We start from the raw sequence: 15,576 nt of genomic DNA on the forward strand, positions 1-15,576 counted from the left end.
CCGCGACCGCGACCGCGACTACTCCTACATCGACTTCCAGTGGCACGACGACAACGGCTGGCACTCGCGCATCTACCGCGGCAACCGCTACGGCGACTCCCACTTCACCGGCAAGTTCCGCAAGGGAAGCTTCGACGACTTCCGCATCCGCGTCGGCGAGGGCTACCGCGGCCACTACGACTGGGGCCAGTACCGCGACTTCTTCTAAGCCACTTCCTCCCGGCCACCCACCGCGGCTCTTCCGAGACCGGCGGCCACCGTCCCGCGGCAGGCCAGAGCCGGTGAGCGCGGCCGGACACTCCGGATCGGGTGATCCCACCGTGGACCCCCGGCGCCCCACGCGCCGGGGGTCCACCCGCATGCCGGAGTGCCGCCGACCTGGACGCCACGCCGCCGCCTGATGCGCGGCGTCCCACGACGGGCCGGTCGCGCGGGCGCCCGCCGCCTGGCGATCGGCCCGCCGCCGGTGGACGGTCAGCGTTCGGCCTGTGCCGATTCCCGGACGAAGCCGGCGACCGCGCGGGTGAACGCCTCGGGTTCTTCCAGGTGGCCCATATGGCCGCTGTCGGGCAGGACGGTGAGGCGCGAGCCGGGGATGCCGTCGTGCAGCAGCCTGGCCCAGCGGGTGCCGCAGATGAAGTCATGGGCTCCGGCGACGACCAGCGTGGGGATCGCGATCGAGCCGAGCGTGTCCCGCACGTCGAACGGCGCCGGCTCCTCCCCGCGCATCGGGTCGATCCACGCGCGCAGACCGTCCCGCATCGGCGCGAGCGCCTCCGCGTGGGTCCAGTAGTCGGCGAAGTAGAGCGGCAGGATCCGGCGGAGCGAGGTCGTGTAGTCCTCGTCGGTGGCGGCGGCCAGCGCCTCCTGGAAGGCGCCGGGAACGCCGGACGCCTCCGGCCGGCCGGGGTGGCGTTCGGGGAACCGGCCGACCTCCGCCATCGCGGCGCCCCAGAACTCCTCCCCGGTGACCGGCGATGTGCCGAACAGGATCAGGCCGGCGACCCGGTCGGGGTGGTCCAGCGCGTACCGCTGCGCGACGAACCCGCCGTGCGAGTGCCCGAGCACGAAGACCCGCGGCGCGCCGAGGTACTCGATCACCCCGTGCAGGAACCGCGCGTAGACCTCCAGCCGGTAGTCGCGCGGATCGGCGAGGCGGCCGGAGTCGCCGGTGCCGACCGGTTCGAGGTAGACCATGGTCAGATGCCGTTCCAGGGCCGGGACGCGCAGGTACTCCCAGGCGATGCCCGGCCCGCCCGAGTGCGCCACGCACACGGGCCCGGAGCCGGCGACGTGGAACACCTGCCGCACCCCGTCGATGACGATCTCATGCGTCCCCCGCGCGAGCGCGCCGGTAGCGGTGGAAACCATCCTTCTTCTCCCCACGATCATGGCCCGGCGGACCCGGGCCTCAGCGAGATCACGGACCCGGCCTCCCGGCCGGCCCGTGCCAACACCGACCGGATGCGCCGACCGGGGGAGAAGTTCGGTCTCCCGTCGTCTTTTTCACGAAGGGCGGGTTCAGGCGGCCGAAGGGCCGGAGCCAGGCGTTGGATCGGCCGGGCGGGGGTGGAACAGGCGCAGGCGCTGGACCCGGCCGCCGCGCAGCACGTGCAGCCACACCACGCCGGGCGGGCAGTGGGCGGGGTCGTCCGGCGGGCTGATCAGGTCGGCCTCCCAGATCGTCAGGTCCCGGCCGGCCACCACGTTGGCGATGCGCTGGCGGACGCCGTGCGCGAGGTCGGTCTCCATGCCGCGCAGCGCGAACGCGCGATCGTCCCTCGCGCGTTCGCCGTTGGGGCCGATGAACTCGACGTCGGGCCGCCAGTGCTCCCTGATGACCCCGGCGAACCCGCCCCGCTGCGCCGCCGCCAGCATCTCCTCGGCCTCCCGCCGGCGCGCCCTGGCGAAGGCGGCGGAGTCGTCGTGCGCCAGGTCGGCCGTGCGCCGCAGCGCCTCGGTCAGTTTGGCCCTGGCCTGGCTGAGCCGGCTGCGGACGGTGCCGACGGGCACGCCGCACAGCGCGGCGATCTGCTCGTAGGACGACACGTCGCTGAAGTGGCGCAACAGTGCCACCAGGCGCACCGGTTCGGACAGCTCGTCCAGCGCGTGCCAGATCCAGTCGCGCAGCGCGCGGTCCTGCAGAAGATCCTCCGGCGTCGGCTCGGCCGACGGCAGGCCCAGGGTCTCCATGTCGTCCACCGGCACGGCGCGGGTCTCCCGCAGGCGCATGCGACAGCCGTTGCGGACGATCGCCCGCAGCCACGGGCCGACGGCCGCCGGGTCGCGCAACTCGCCGATGCGGCGCATCGCCACCAGCGCGGCGTCCTGGACGACGTCCTCGGCGTCCGGCCCGTAGCCGAGCACGCTCAGCGCGACCGCCTTCATGCCGGCCAGGTGCCGGGAGACCAGCAGGCCGAGCGCCGCCGCGTCCCCCGACCGCGCGGCGAGCACGAGTTCGACGTCTGACTCCGCCTCGGGCAGCACACCGCTCTCCTTTCCGTGGCCCCGGACGCCCCGCCCACCGGATGCGGCGCCCCGCCGGAAAGTTCGATGTCCGCCGGATTCTCCCCCGATCTCGACCGCGCCATCGAACCGGCGCGCGGTGTCCCCCGAGCCCACCCGGCGACCAGAAAGCCACCCTACCTGCGCAAAGCGCTAAGGGGTCTGACGGCCGGGAGGGGTCAGCGGTAGCCGGTGGGGTCGGCTGCTCGGCCCTGGTCCTGGACCTCCACCAGATAGCGCCAGGCGTCGGGACGGCTGCCGTCCAGGTCGGTGAAGCCGTAGACCTGGGCCAGCCCGCCGCTGGACAGCGAGGCGCCGTTCCAGCGCGCGACGTCGGGGTCGGCGGCCAGCGCCACGACCGCCCGGCCGGTGTAGGCGGGCGTCTCGGAGATGGCGAAGTGCGGCTCGACCGACAGCGCGTCACGCCAGTTCGCCTCGGCGACGCCGAAGTTGTCCAGCATGATCTCGGAACGCATCCACCCGGGGGTGAGCGCCACGGCGGTCGCGCCGTGGGGGGCCAGCTCTTTGGCCTGCGCGAACGCCATGCGGATCACCGAGGTCTTGGCGAGGTCGTAGAAGAAGGAGACGCGGTAGTTCTCGGCGTTGTACTCGGCGGTGCCGTCGGTGATCTCGACGACCAGGCCGCCGGGGTTCCTGATCATCAGGGGCAGGGCGTGGTGGCTGGTGACGATATGGGTGTCGATCGCCAGCCGCAGGATGTGCAGGCCGGTGTCCAGCGAGTGCTCCCACAGCCTCTGATCCCAGCTGAACAGCTTCTCGCCGCCCCAGATGTTGTTGACCAGCACATCGAGCCGGCCCCGCTCGCGGTCGATGCGTTCGACCAGGGCCTTCACCTGGTCGGACTCCAGGTGGTCGACCTGCACCGGTATCGCCTCGCCGCCGGCGGCCGCGACCAGCTCGGCGGTCTCTTCGATGGTCTCGGACCGGTCGATCTCGGACCGCCGGCCGCGCGTGCTGCGGCCGGTCACGTACACCGTGGCCCCGGCGGCGCCGAGTTCGACCGCGATGGCCCGCCCCGCCCCGCGCGTCGCCCCCGCGACCAGGGCCACCTTCCCGCTCAAGCTCTCACTCATGCCCCCGATCGTGGCAGTCCCCACCGACATTTCCCGGCGGTCCCCCGGCGCGTCCCGGGCGGCGCCGCCGGCCGCCCGGTCATTCCCCGGACGGAATTGCCGGGCCCCGGCCCCCTCTCCGACGATTCCCGGGTACCGCGAACGCCCTGTGCCTCCCGGGTACCGCCGAACGGCCCGCGGGCTTCCCGGGTGCCGCGAGTTCCCGGGGTTCCCGGGTGCCGCACGGTTCCGGATCCGCGGACGGCGCCGGGTTCCCGGGGGCCGTGAACAGCATTGGACAAGGAGCAGAAGTGATCGACATCGATGTGCGCGACCTGGCCGGACGATACGTCGCCATGTGGAACGAGCCGGACCCGAAGGCGCGCCGCAAGGCCGTGCGAGAGCTGTGGGCCGAAGGGGGCGCCCACATCCTCCAGCCGCCCCAGGAGATGCGGGAGGCCGCCGCCGGCCTGGGCTTCGCCTCCAGCGCCCTGGAGGCCCACGGGCACGACGCGATCGAATGGCGGGTGGCGCGGGCCTACGAGGAGTTCGTCGCGCCGGGGGAGTACACCTTCCGCGCGAGGGACGCGGCCGTCCGCCTGCGGGACGTCGTCACCTTCTCCTGGGAGATGGTGACGGTCGGCGGCGGCGAGGCGGTGGGCGGTGGCCTTGAGTTCCTCCGGCTCGACGAGGAGGGCCGCATCGCCGCCGACTACCAGTTCCCGGGCGCATGACCGGGCTCGCCGGCACGCGCCTCGGCGTGCTGCTGCCCACCAATGCGAGCCAGTGGGCCGACGCCCGGCGGCTGGTGGAGGTCGGCGTCCACGCCGAGCGGCTCGGCTTCGACTCGGTGTGGGTCAACGACACCCTGCTCGGCGCGCGGATCGAGCCGCTGGCCATGCTGGCCGCCCTCGCCCCGGTGACGGAACGGGTGACGCTCGGCACGGCGGCGCTGCTGCCCGCCTTCCGCCGTCCGGTCACCGCCGCGCAGGAGCTGGCCTCGGTCGACCACCTGTCGGCCGGCCGGCTGGTCGTGGCCGTCGGCGCGGGCTTCCCCGGCCGCTCCGAGCCGGAGTACGCCGTGTCGGAGGTGCCCTGGCAGCGCCGCTTCGCCCGCCTGGACGACACGGTGGCCCTCTGGCGGACCCTGTGGTCGGGTGGGCGGAGCTTCCACGGCCGGGTGCTGCGCCTCGCGGAGCTGCCGGAGTCCACGCCGTCGTACCGGCCGGGCGGGCCGCCGATCTGGCTGGCCGGGGGGAGCCCGTCGGCGCTGGAGCGCACGGGAGGGCTCTACGACGGCTGGCTGCCCTACCCGCCCGAGGTCGGCGGCTACCGGACGGGCCTGGCGGCGGTCCGGCGGGCCGCCGAGGCGGCGGGCCGGGACCCCGGCGCCGTCACTCCGGCGCTGTTCGTCACCGTGCTGGTCACCGACGACCCCGAGAGGGGTGAGCGGGAGCTCTCCGCCTACTGCCAGGCGACCTACGGCCGGCCGTACGAGCTGGTGCGGACCATCCAGCTCATGGTCGCCGGGCCGGTCGAGCGGGTGGCCGCGACGCTGGCGCGTTACGCGGAGGCGGGGGCGCGGCACGTGGTGTGCCGCGTCGCCGCCTCCTCGGTGGACGAGCAGCTCCGCCAGATGGAGTCGCTCGCCGCGCTCACTTCGACAGGTACAGCGTCTTCCACGTCCCCGCGTACAGGCAGTTGAGCGAGGGCTTGGCGGCCTTGCGCTCCGAGCAGACCTTCAGCTCGACCTGGTAGACGTTCCGGTAGCGCAGGGAGAAGGGCTTGGGGGAGCCGTAGGAGCAGTCGCGGACGCTCTGCTCCTTGAAGGGCAGGTTCGTCCCGTCGCGGTAGGTGATGCGGAAGACCGCCCAGCCGCACGCCGCCTTGCGGGTGAGGTCGGTGACCTTGCCGGAGATCTTCACGGTCGCGGCGACCGGGAGGTCCGCGTGGTCCTCGCCCGTGGCGGTGAGGGAGCCGAGGGCCTTGGCCGCGTGCGAGGGAGCGTAGTAGGAGCCCCAGGTTCGGGTGTGGGCGGCGACCGCGTCCGACGAGCCGGCCTCGGCGTCGGCGGCGAGGGGAGCGAGCGCGACGAAAGCGGAGGCGATGGCCAGGCCGGTCAGGGTGCGGGTGATCCTCATCGGAGGCGGTCCTTTCTGTTCGTGATGACCGCAGTGTGCTCGGGGTCGCTTGCACCTCCCTTGATCCCGCGCTGCAATCGAATAGCACCCCTGGACGTGCCGGTGTTCTCAGCGGCGCGGACGCTCGCCGAGGCGGTCCACCCAGGCCATGTCCTCGTAGGCGACGCGCAGGAGCGGCGTGCCGCTCCCCTTCTCGGTGACCTCGTACTGCAGAACCTGCGACGTCGCGGCGTCGAGGACCAGCCGGTAGCCGATCGCGTCATCCTCACCGTCGTCCCCCGGCCCGCTCACCGAGAGCGCGACACCGGCGCGCCCCAGGGCGTCGGTGACCCGGCCCTCGGACACCAGGCCCCGCTCTCCGGCGAGCACGAGGAACAGGGCCGACCGCGTCCCCGGGGTGATCGGCGCCGTCAGCAGGTCCAGGCCGGTCTGCCACAGGTACAGGGCGTAGGTGGTGTCCTCGGGCCGGTCGGCGGCGTTCCGCCGGTACAGCTCGCGCAGCCGGCCGGCCAGCCCGCCGGCGTCGGCCGGCAGCCGCGACACGTTGCGGATGGTCAGCTGCGGGTTGCCGATGGACAGCACCAGATCGAGGTCGTCGTCCTGGCTCCGCGGTCTGTCCTGCGTGAGCCTGGGCGATCCCATCCGCTTCCACTTCGCCTCGTCGGCCGGGGAGGCGAAGACGACCCTGCCCTGCTCGTCACGCACGGTGCGGTTGTGGTCGCCTTTCTCGCGGGCCCGCCAGGACTCCTGTGTCTCCTCGGTGAGGGCGGCGAACGGCACGGCCGTGGACGAGGCGGCGGTCCGCTTCAGTTCGGTGACCCTGCGCTCGAAGTCCTCGGTGTAGGCCTTCAGTCGTCCGGGGTCGCCGGCCAGTTCGCGCTGCTTGGCCTGCAGCTCGGCCGCCAGCGCCTTGATCGCGGTCTCGTACCGGCCGGGGATCTCCCGGACCTTCTGGGCGACGTGTTCACGGGTGTACCAGTACCGGCCGGACGCGGCGGGCGCGCGCTCCGCGGTCGCGGCGGCGGCCAGCAGGACCGAGCGCGCGTCCAGGGTGGGCGGGGCGGTGGCGCCGGCCGTCGCGGACACGGACGGCGTGCCCGGACGGGCGGGCGGCGCGGCCAGGCCCGGGACGACGATCGCCGCGGCGGCGAGCCCGGCGGCGGTGGCGCCGGCGACCAGCAGGACCGGGCGGCCGGGCGCCGGCACGCGGCGGAACGGCCGCCGGGCGGGCGGGGCGCCGGCCGCGCGGGGAGCGGCGAGCGCGCGGGCCAGGTCGGCGGCGCGGCGGCGGTGGTAGGTCTCCTCGGTCAGCTCGTCGATCACGGAGGGCTTGAGCCGGGCGAACATCTGGTCGGTCACGTCGTGCTCCTTGTGCGGGCGTGCTGAGGGGTGCGGCATCAGGCCTCTTCCAGGAACCGGCCATGGGGGGCGCGCGGGTGCGGACGCGCGGGCGGCTCGGCGCGCAGTGCCTTGCGCAGGCGCTTGCGCGCGCGGTGGAGCCGGACGTTGTAGGTGCGGGTCGAGCAGCCCATGACGGCCGCGGCCTGGTCGGGCGGCAGCCCGTGCCAGGTGGCGAGCGCCAGCGCCTCCACGTCCTGCTCGGGCAGCGAGGCCAGCACGGCGAGCGCGGCCTCCCTGTCCACGACGTGCTCGGCGACGTCCCAGCTCTGGTGGTCCTGCGCGGTCGTGAGGGCCGCGACGCGCTCGACCAGCGCCCGGCGCCGGTGGCCGGAGTCGCGCTGCTTGGCCAGAAGGTTGCGTGCGACGCCGAGCAGCCAGGGCAGCGACGGCTCGGGCAGCTCGTCCAGCCGTCTCCAGGCGATCAGGAAGGTCTCGCTGGAGACGTCCTCGGCGACGGCGTGCTCGGCGCGCAGCAGGGCGTAGCCCAGGACGCTCCGGTAGTGCCGGTCGTAGAGGGCGGTGAATCGTTCTTCGGGATCGTCCACGACCAGTAGTCCCTCCAGACGGCCCCCGATTACCGTCCCCGCGCGAGAACCTGGGCGACGCGGCCGCGTGGGGGGACCTCAGTCGACGGCGGACGCGCCGCGGGCGGCGACGGAGGCCCGGATGCTGCAGGTGAGGAAGCGGTGGATCACCTGGCGCTCCGCGTCGCCGAACTCCTCCAGCGAGGCCGACAGGTGCCGGGCGAGCGGGGTGAAGAACTCCTTGGCCAGGGCGATGGCCTGGGCCTGCAGGGCCAGCTCGACCTTGCGGCGGTCGGTCTCGCTGCGTGTGCGCTGGACGTGGCCGGCCTGCTCCAGCCGGTTCAGCAGCGCGGTGGTCGCGGGGGCGCTGAGGTTGAGCGCGGCGCCGAGGGCGCCGGGGGTGAGGGGCCGTCCGTCGCGGGCCGCGTCCATGATGACCACGACGGCGTTCAGGTCGGTGCGGTGCAGGCCGTGGTCCACGGCGAACCGCTCGACGAACCGGTCCAGCTCCACGTTGAGCCGCCGCATCATGGTGATCAGCTCAAGAGGGCTCGCGGCGTCGCCGCCGGGCTGGTCTGCCCTCACGGTGGCCTCCTTGTCGTCGCGTGCGCGGGCGGTTGCCGGGGAACTCCTCGCGACCTAATCTTTCCATCGTAGAAATATTCCACCACTTAAACGATTGCGATGGGACGACCGCGATGAGACGACCAGAGCATATGGGCTGGACGGCGCTGTGGGGTGCCCGTGGCAAGTGGGCGACGCTGGCGGTGGCCCTGCTGTTGTCGGGACTGGCGCTCGCGTTCGGCGGCGCGGCCGAGGTCGACACAGACCCGGCCGCCGCCCTGCCCAAGGGAGCCGAGTCGGCGACCGTGGTCCGCCTGCGGCAGGAGCTGCCCAGCGGCCAGGTGCTGCCCGCCCTCGTCGTCTACAGCCGCGATGGCGCGCTGACCGGCCAGGACCGGGCCGCCGTCGGCTCCGACGCCCGCGAGCTGGCGGCGTTGGCCGTCGGCGGGCGGACGCCGCCGCCCGTCTACTCCGGCAAGGGCGACGTCGCGCTGCTCACCGTGCCGCTGGCCGGGGACCTGTCGAACGCCCGGCTGGCCGAGGTGGTCGGCAAGATCCGGGCCGTGGGCCGGGACGGGCTGCCCGCGGGGGCGCGCGTCGAGGTGACCGGAGGGGCGGGCTTCCAGGTCGACCTGGCCGCGGTCTTCCAGGGCGCCGACATCACCCTGCTCGCCGTCACGGCGGCGGTGGTCGCGCTGCTGCTCCTGCTGACCTACCGCAGCCCCTGGCTGTGGCTGGTGCCGCTGAGCGTGATCGGCGTGGCCGACCAGGTCGCGGCCAAGGTCGTCGCCGTCCTGACCCGCACCACCGGGCTGACCGTGGACGACTCCACCCTCGGCATCACCTCGGTGCTGGTGTTCGGCGCGGGCACCAACTACGCCCTGCTGCTCATCGCCCGCTACCGCGAGCAGCTCCGCCTGCACGGTGACCGGCACGCGGCCATGACCGGCGCCGTCCGCTCGGCCGCCCCCGCCATCCTGGCCAGCTCCGCCACCGTGACCCTCGCCCTCGGCACGCTCGCCTTCGCGCTCTCGCCGTTCAACAGGGGCATCGGCGCGGCAGGGGCGATCGGCATCGTCACCGCCGTGGCCTACGCCCTGCTGGTGCTGCCCGCCGCCATGGTGTGCTTCGGCCGCGGGCTGTTCTGGCCGTTCGCGCCGAAGGCCGGGCAGGACGACCCGGCGCGCACCGGGCCGTGGGCGCGCGTCGGCGGCGCGGTCGCCCGGCGCCCGGCCCTGATGGCCGCCGTCAGCCTGGGCCTGCTCGCCGTGCTCGCGGCCGGGACGTTCGGCGTGCGCAGCGGCCTGGCGCAGACCGAGCGCTTCCGCGACCGGGTGGAGGCCATCGCCGGCCAGGAGACCCTGACCCGCGGCTTCCCCGCGGGCAGCGCGCAGCCCGTGGTGATCATCTCCCGGACGGCCGCCGCCGAGCAGGTGCGGGCCGCGGCCGCCGGCATCCCGGGGAGTCCCCGCGTCACGATCGTGGAGAGAACGCCTCAGTACACGCGGGCTGAGGCGGTGCTCGCCGCCGAGCCGGGCACCGAGCAGAGCTTCGCGGCGATCAGGGCCATGCGCGCGGCCGTCCACGCCGTGCCCGGAGCACAGGCGGTGGTCGGCGGCCCCGAGGCCTCCGACCTCGACGACCGCGACGCCGCCGCCCGTGACCAGCGGCTGGTCATCCCGCTGGTGCTGGCCGTGGTGCTGCTGGTGCTGCTGGCCCTGCTGCGGTCGGTGGTGGCGGCGGTGACGCTGGTGCTGACGGTCGTCGCCAGCTTCGCCGCGGCCTTCGGCGCGGGATGGTTCGCCTTCACCCACTTCTTCGGCTTCCCCGCGCTCGACCTCAGCGTGCCGCTGCTGAGCTTCCTGTTCCTCGTGGCGCTCGGCGTCGACTACAACATCTTCCTGACCACGCGGGCCAGGGAGGAGACGCCGGAGCTCGGCACCAGGGGCGGCATCGTCGCGGCGCTCGCGGTGACCGGCGGCGTGATCACCAGCGCCGGGATCCTGCTCGCCTCGGTGTTCGCCGTGCTGGGCGTGCTCCCGTTGATCACCCTCACCCAGATCGGGGTCATCGTCGGCTTCGGCGTCCTGCTGGACACGCTGCTGGTGCGCAGCGTGCTCGTCCCGGCCCTGGTGACCCTGCTGGGCGAGCGGTTCTGGTGGCCCGGCACGCCGGGGCGGACGGCGCCCGAGGCCGGTCGCGAGGGCCGCGTCCACGAGGCGTCCGTCCGGTAACGGTCCAACACGCCCCCCGGCGAGATCCGCGGCCCCTGACGGTTCATGGGCCGGTCGGCGGGCCCGGCCGCCCCAATACAGGGCACCACCTCCTCCGCGACGTGGACGAGGGGGTGCCCTGTATTGCGTAGGCTGAACAGGAGCCCCGCGTCGCGGTGCGCGGGCGGCGCGAGCCGCACGAGCCGCGACGGGGCGCATCGGCCACGATGATTCTTTCCACCAGGTGTGCGAACCACTTGGCTCTAGTCATCGTGCCGCACTACGCTTTGCCGCAGATCATTCCGCCCTGTGTCCGCGGAGCTTCCTCATATGGAGGTGGCACCGCCATTGGCACCGGCGTTGACCATGTCAAGCGCGCTGAGGCTCCGCATGCCGTCGGCCGCGCTCGTCGATCACTCCCGTCCGTCAGACGGTGTGTTCGGCGTACCTGATTCCCGCTCCGGACCGCCACGCCGTCCGGGTATTTCGGGTTGTCGCTCTTCGGCGTCCGCGAAAGCTGGACTGTTGTGCCCGATTTCGGGCAGAAGCAATGCGAAAACGCATGCCTCTCCATGACCGCGCCGGCGCAGGGGCGAAGGTAACAAGAGGATGGGAAATGACACGTATAGATCCGGAGGCTCTGGTCGCAAGCCTCAGAGGGGTGCAGAAGGCCTCGGAGGCGACCGGGGTCGTGCACCACTTGGAACGCATCGTGCGCGTGGTGGACCGGCTGTTCGGCTACGCCGGAGCGGGTCTGATGTTCGCCGACGAGGGCAAGGCGCTGCGTTACCTGGTGACCACGGACGAGGCCGGCAAAAGCCTGGAGCATGCCCAGGCCGCCGTGGGCCACGGGCCGTGCGTGTCGGCGTTCTTCACCAACGCCGCCGTGACCACCTATGACGTCCAGAAGGACGAGCGATGGCCCGACCTCGCCGAGTTGTTGCATCCCAGCGTGCGCGCGGTCGCGGGCGTGCCCGTGCGGCTCGGGGACGGCCCGGTGGGCACGCTCAACGTGTACCAGGCCGAACCGCATGACTGGGAGGAGTCCGACACCCAGGCGTTGCTCGCCTACGCCCACGTCATAGAGGAGGTGCTGGCCGCCGCGGTCAAGGCCGAGGAGAAGAGCGCGCTGGCCGATCAGCTGCAATACGCGCTGGACTACCGCATCGTCATCGAACGGGCGATCGGCTACCTCATGGGCAAGCACGACCTGACGGCGGCCCAGGCGTTCACCGGCCTGCGCAAGCGCGCCCGCGACAGCCGCCGCCGCGTCGCCGACCTGGCCGCCGAGATCCTGGGCGAGCAGACGCCTCCGGGAGGCTGAGCGTCCGGCCGGCCCCGGCCGGACGCCGGCCGGGCCGAACCCGGATACCCTGGGCGGTGATGTATCGACTGCTCTTCGCGCTGGTGCTCCGCAGGCTCGACGCCGAGAAGGCGCACCACCTGACCATCCGCGCGCTCCGGGTCCTCTCGCTCGCCCCCGTCGTGAAGCGCCGGCTCCACCGAAGGCTGGCGCCGCGCGACAAGGCGCTGCGCGTCCAGGCGTTCGGCGTGCACTTCCCCAGCCCCTTCGGGCTCGCGGCCGGGTTCGACAAGGACGCCGCGTGCGTCGAGGGGCTGGCCGCCTTCGGCTTCGGCCACGTCGAGGTCGGCACGATCACCGCCCACGCCCAGCCGGGCAACCCGCGTCCGCGGCTGTTCCGGCTGGTCGCAGACCGGGCCGTCGTCAACCGCATGGGGTTCAACAACCGGGGCGCCGAGCACGCCGCGCGCCGGCTGGGCCGCCCGCGGAGCCTGCCGGTCGTGGTGGGGGTGAACATCGGCAAGACCAAGGTCATCCCCCCGGAGCTCGCCGTGCGCGACTACGTCGCGAGCGCCCGCAGGCTCGCCCCGCTCGCCGACTACCTGGTGGTGAACGTCAGCTCGCCCAACACCCCCGGCCTTCGCGACCTGCAGGCCGTCGAGGTGCTGCGCCCGCTGCTGACGCAGGTGCGGCGGGCCGCGGGGCGCACGCCGCTCCTGGTCAAGATCGCCCCCGACCTGGCCGACGACGACATCGACGCCGTCGCCGACCTCGCCGTCGAGCTGGGGCTCGCGGGCATCATCGCCACCAACACCACCATCGGCCGCGAAGGGCTGTCCGACGCCGAGGCGGCCGGCGCGGCGCAGGCGGGCGGCCTGTCCGGGCGTCCGCTCAAGGCGCGCTCGCTGGAGGTGCTGCGCAGGCTGTACGCCCGCGTCGGCGACCGGCTGGCGCTGGTGTCGGTGGGCGGCGTGGAGAGCGTCGACGACGTGTGGGAGCGTCTGCTGGCCGGCGCCACCCTCGTCCAGGGCTACACCGCGATGATCTACGAGGGGCCGTTGTGGGCCTGGCGGATCAACCGGGGGCTCGCCCGCCGGATGCGCCGCCACGGCTACTCCGCCGTCGGTGAGCTGGTCGGCCGCGTCGGCCGCGAGCGGGCCGCCTGACGCCCTGCCGGTGAGGGGCGGCGGTCAGCCCAGGCTGGGGCGGGTGGAGTCGGCCTCGTGGGTCATCTCCTCGAGGCGCCGCATGACCTCCGCCACCGGCACCGCCCCGGGACGGTGCCGCCGATCGCCCGTGCCGCCGCGCTGCCACGGCCTCGGACCCTCCACGGGCCGGTACTCCACGCCGTAGGCGTCCAGCCGGGAAAGGTGCGCGGGCAGCGCCGCCGCGAAACCGGCGGCCTGGCCCGACCAGGTGATCTGGGCCAGCGCGCAGCCGCGCGGCCAGGCCCGGTAGTCCAGCGTGCGGCCGTCGGGGATGCGCTCGGTCCACAGCTGGAACTGCGCGCCCAGCACCCGGCCGGCCTCCTGCGGCGTCCACGACGGCGGCACCGGCTCGAACGCCGCGACGTCGGCCACGGTGACCGTGTCGCCGATGGCCACGGGCTCCTCCGGCGAGGCCGCCTCGGCGTAGTCGAAGTACAGCGGGAACACGGGGGTCGCCACGATGTCGTGACCGGCCGCTGCGGCGCGCCGCCCGACGCCCATGCCGCGCCAGGGCATGACGATCGTGTCCGCCCGCAGCTCGCCGCTGACGAACGCCTCGTCCCACACCACCGCGCGGCAGCCGAGCCCGGCCAGCACGTCGGCCAGCTCGCGCAGGAAACGGGCGTGCAGCTCGGCGGGGGTGTCCAGCCCCAGGGACTGGCGGTACGCCGTGATCTCGGCGGAGGACGCCCAGTCGTCCAGAACGCACTCGTCGCCGCCGATGTGGAAGTACGGCACCTCGCCGAGGGCTTGGACGATCTCGGCGAAGACCGCCGCCAGGAAGTCCACGGTGCCGGGCAGCGGCGAAAGGATCGCCGGGGAGATGCCCCAGCGGTCGAGCACCTCGTGGGAGGCGGCGGGGTCGGCGCCGAGGTGCGGGTAGGCCGCGAGGATGGCCGAGGCGTGGCCGGGCACGTCGATCTCGGGGACGACGGTGACGCCCCTGGCCCGCGCGTAGGCGCCGATCTCGGCCAGGTCGGCCAGGGTGTGGTACCCGCCGTGCGGGGTGCCGTCGAACCGCTGCTCGCCGTGGAAGTGCGCCGTGGTCGTGCGCGCGCGGTGCGAGCCGATCTCGTGCAGCAGCGGGTAGGCCCGGCTCTCGACGCGCCAGCCCTGGTCGTCCGCCAGGTGCAGGTGCAGGCGGTTCAGTTTGTGGACGGCCAGCAGGTCGATCATGCGGAGCACTTCGCGCTTGGGCAGGAAGTGCCGGGACACGTCCAGATGCGCGCCCCGCCAGGAGAACCGCGGTGCGTCCTCGATGTGCACGCAGGGCGCCGTCCACGCCGTGCCCGGCACGGCCGCCGACCGGAACGCCGCCGCGGGGAGCAGTTGGCGCAGCGTCTGCCCGGCGTACAGCGCGCCCGCGGCGTCCCCGGCGACGATGCGCACGGCCTCAGGCGTCACTGTGACGGCGTACGCCTCGGCGGCGAGGTGTTCGTCCCGCTCTACGGTGATAGCGGCCCCAGGCGCCGTCTCAGCGCCTCCGGCCGCCCCGGCGAGGTCGAGCACGGCCAGCGCCCGCCGTACGGCGCCGGTCAGCTCCGCCGGGCCTGACACCAGGCCGCCGGGCGTGAACGCGAACGAGCCGGGAGCGGGGCGCACCAGACGAGGGCCAGGAATCAGATCGACCACTCTCAGATCATGCCATTCCGCTCATGATCGGGCCGAGGTGGGCGGGCGCCGCTCGCCGCGGCGCCGGAAGGACCTCAGCCGAGGTAGCGCTCGAGGCCGTCGACCAGGGAGGCGGCGACGCGCTGGCGGAAGCGCGGGTCTCTGAACTTGGCGGCGTCACTCGCGTTGCGCATGTTGCCCGTCTCGATGAAGACCTTCGGCACGGTGGACAGGTTGAGCCCGCCGAGGTCACTGCGGAAGTCGAGCGCGCTCTTGCCGATGTAGGTGGAGTACGGCATGCCGGTGCCCTCGTGGTAGGCCGCCCGGAGCGCGAGGCCGAGCTTTCTGGACCGGGCCACGACCGGGTCGACCGGCCCGTTGATCTTCTTCGGCATGATGACGTGGAAGCCGTGGCCGGACGCGGGCGCGCCGTCGGCGTGCACCGAGATGGCGGCGTTCGCGTGGGCCTTGTTGCCGATGGCCGCGCGCTGGGTGATGCACGGCCCGACGCCGGAGTTGCCGTCGCGGGTCAGCCGGACGGTGGCGCCCTTGGCCTTCAGCAGCTTGACCATGCGACTCGCGACGTCCCAGGTGAAGGCGGCCTCGGAGTAGCCGTCGTTGGTGGCGGTGCCCGTGGTGTCGCAGGGCTTCCACTGGGTGAGGACGTTGACCTTCTTGTTGATGACCTCGGGGTGGCGGTAGTTGCCGCCGTTGTGCCCGGGGTCGATGACGACGACCTTGCCCGCGAGGGGACGGGCGGGCGTCGCGGTGTCGGTCGCGGCCCGCGCCGAGGACGCGCCCGGCTCGGCCGACACGCTCTTCAACCGCGCGGTCGCGGGCGCTCCGGAGCTCTGCGCGCCGGAGCTTCGCGCGTCGGCCCCGGTGGCCGCGGCGCCGGTGGCGCCGCACGCCGTGACGCCCAGCCCGCACAGGGCCAGGAGCGATATGGCCATTGCTCGACCGGTCACGTTGATCCCCTTCGCCGACGACCGTCCGCCTCCAACTTACGCGCAACGCCGCGATGGACCGGCCG

At 73.6% G+C, this 15,576-nt stretch carries 15 protein-coding genes; 6 read left to right on the top strand and 9 right to left on the bottom strand.

Annotation, left to right across the window (positions count from 1 at the left end; genetic code table 11):
• A partial coding sequence (locus tag ABZU32_RS34660) for a hypothetical protein (protein WP_354929223.1) occupies window positions 1-208 on the top strand: 208 nt, incomplete at its 5' end.
• A 266-nt stretch (window positions 209-474) separates the two neighbouring features.
• Here the strand turns inward: ABZU32_RS34660 and ABZU32_RS34665 are convergent.
• The 3 genes from ABZU32_RS34665 to ABZU32_RS34675 form a co-directional block, all read right to left on the bottom strand.
• The gene (locus ABZU32_RS34665; RefSeq protein WP_354929226.1) at window positions 475-1,371 is read right to left on the bottom strand and encodes an alpha/beta hydrolase; all 897 of its coding nucleotides are present in this window, start codon (window positions 1,369-1,371) and stop codon (window positions 475-477) included.
• A gap of 150 nt (window positions 1,372-1,521) precedes the next feature.
• The gene (locus ABZU32_RS34670) at window positions 1,522-2,487 is read right to left on the bottom strand and encodes a sigma-70 family RNA polymerase sigma factor (RefSeq protein WP_354929229.1); all 966 of its coding nucleotides are present in this window, start codon (window positions 2,485-2,487) and stop codon (window positions 1,522-1,524) included.
• A 197-nt stretch (window positions 2,488-2,684) separates the two neighbouring features.
• Window positions 2,685-3,599, bottom strand: coding sequence for an SDR family oxidoreductase (locus ABZU32_RS34675; protein ID WP_354929232.1), 915 nt, complete (start codon window positions 3,597-3,599; stop codon window positions 2,685-2,687).
• 290 nt (window positions 3,600-3,889) lie between these two features.
• Between ABZU32_RS34675 and ABZU32_RS34680 the strand changes: the two genes are divergently transcribed.
• Both ABZU32_RS34680 and ABZU32_RS34685 read left to right on the top strand, forming a co-directional pair.
• A complete protein-coding gene (locus tag ABZU32_RS34680; RefSeq protein ID WP_354929235.1) occupies window positions 3,890-4,312 on the top strand; it encodes a hypothetical protein in 423 nt (140 codons plus the stop codon).
• Window positions 4,309-5,283: an LLM class flavin-dependent oxidoreductase gene (locus ABZU32_RS34685; RefSeq protein WP_354929238.1), complete on the top strand. Its 975-nt coding sequence runs from the start codon at window positions 4,309-4,311 to the stop codon at window positions 5,281-5,283. The genes ABZU32_RS34680 and ABZU32_RS34685 overlap by 4 nt, the downstream gene beginning before the upstream one ends.
• Here the strand turns inward: ABZU32_RS34685 and ABZU32_RS34690 are convergent.
• From ABZU32_RS34690 to ABZU32_RS34705, 4 genes are all read right to left on the bottom strand, one after another.
• Window positions 5,234-5,719, bottom strand: coding sequence for a hypothetical protein (locus ABZU32_RS34690; RefSeq protein ID WP_354929241.1), 486 nt, complete (start codon window positions 5,717-5,719; stop codon window positions 5,234-5,236). The genes ABZU32_RS34685 and ABZU32_RS34690 overlap by 50 nt on opposite strands.
• A 108-nt stretch (window positions 5,720-5,827) precedes the next feature.
• Entirely contained in the window at window positions 5,828-7,078 is a 1,251-nt protein-coding gene (locus tag ABZU32_RS34695; protein WP_354929244.1) for a hypothetical protein, read from the bottom strand.
• A 38-nt stretch (window positions 7,079-7,116) separates the two neighbouring features.
• Window positions 7,117-7,665 carry an RNA polymerase sigma factor gene (locus tag ABZU32_RS34700; protein ID WP_354853015.1) on the bottom strand — a complete coding sequence of 183 codons (549 nt, stop codon included), beginning with the start codon at window positions 7,663-7,665 and terminating at the stop codon, window positions 7,117-7,119.
• A 78-nt stretch (window positions 7,666-7,743) separates the two neighbouring features.
• Window positions 7,744-8,229, bottom strand: coding sequence for a MarR family transcriptional regulator (locus ABZU32_RS34705; RefSeq protein WP_354929247.1), 486 nt, complete (start codon window positions 8,227-8,229; stop codon window positions 7,744-7,746).
• Window positions 8,230-8,342: 113 nt separating this feature from the next.
• Here ABZU32_RS34705 and ABZU32_RS34710 point away from each other — a divergent pair, with 113 nt between their 5' ends.
• From ABZU32_RS34710 to ABZU32_RS34720, 3 genes are all read left to right on the top strand, one after another.
• Window positions 8,343-10,442 (top strand): MMPL family transporter, encoded by a 2,100-nt coding sequence (locus ABZU32_RS34710; RefSeq protein ID WP_354929250.1) that lies wholly within the window; start codon window positions 8,343-8,345, stop codon window positions 10,440-10,442.
• Between the two features lie 595 nt (window positions 10,443-11,037).
• Window positions 11,038-11,745, top strand: a complete 708-nt coding sequence (locus ABZU32_RS34715) for a GAF and ANTAR domain-containing protein (protein ID WP_354853020.1) — start codon at window positions 11,038-11,040, stop codon at window positions 11,743-11,745.
• A 59-nt stretch (window positions 11,746-11,804) separates the two neighbouring features.
• Entirely contained in the window at window positions 11,805-12,890 is a 1,086-nt protein-coding gene (locus ABZU32_RS34720) for a quinone-dependent dihydroorotate dehydrogenase (protein ID WP_354853021.1), read from the top strand.
• Between the two features lie 24 nt (window positions 12,891-12,914).
• Here the strand turns inward: ABZU32_RS34720 and ABZU32_RS34725 are convergent, their stop codons facing one another.
• Together ABZU32_RS34725 and ABZU32_RS34730 are read right to left on the bottom strand one after the other, a co-directional pair.
• On the bottom strand, window positions 12,915-14,564 hold the full coding sequence (locus ABZU32_RS34725) for a beta-N-acetylhexosaminidase (protein ID WP_354929253.1): 1,650 nt from the start codon (window positions 14,562-14,564) through the stop codon (window positions 12,915-12,917).
• 74 nt (window positions 14,565-14,638) lie between these two features.
• Window positions 14,639-15,511, bottom strand: a complete 873-nt coding sequence (locus ABZU32_RS34730; RefSeq protein ID WP_354929256.1) for an N-acetylmuramoyl-L-alanine amidase — start codon at window positions 15,509-15,511, stop codon at window positions 14,639-14,641.
• Between the last annotated feature and the right edge of the window lie 65 nt (window positions 15,512-15,576).

It is taken from the genome of Sphaerisporangium sp. NPDC005288, from assembly GCF_040607475.1.
In the GTDB taxonomy this organism is placed as follows: domain Bacteria; phylum Actinomycetota; class Actinomycetes; order Streptosporangiales; family Streptosporangiaceae; genus Sphaerisporangium; species Sphaerisporangium rhizosphaerae.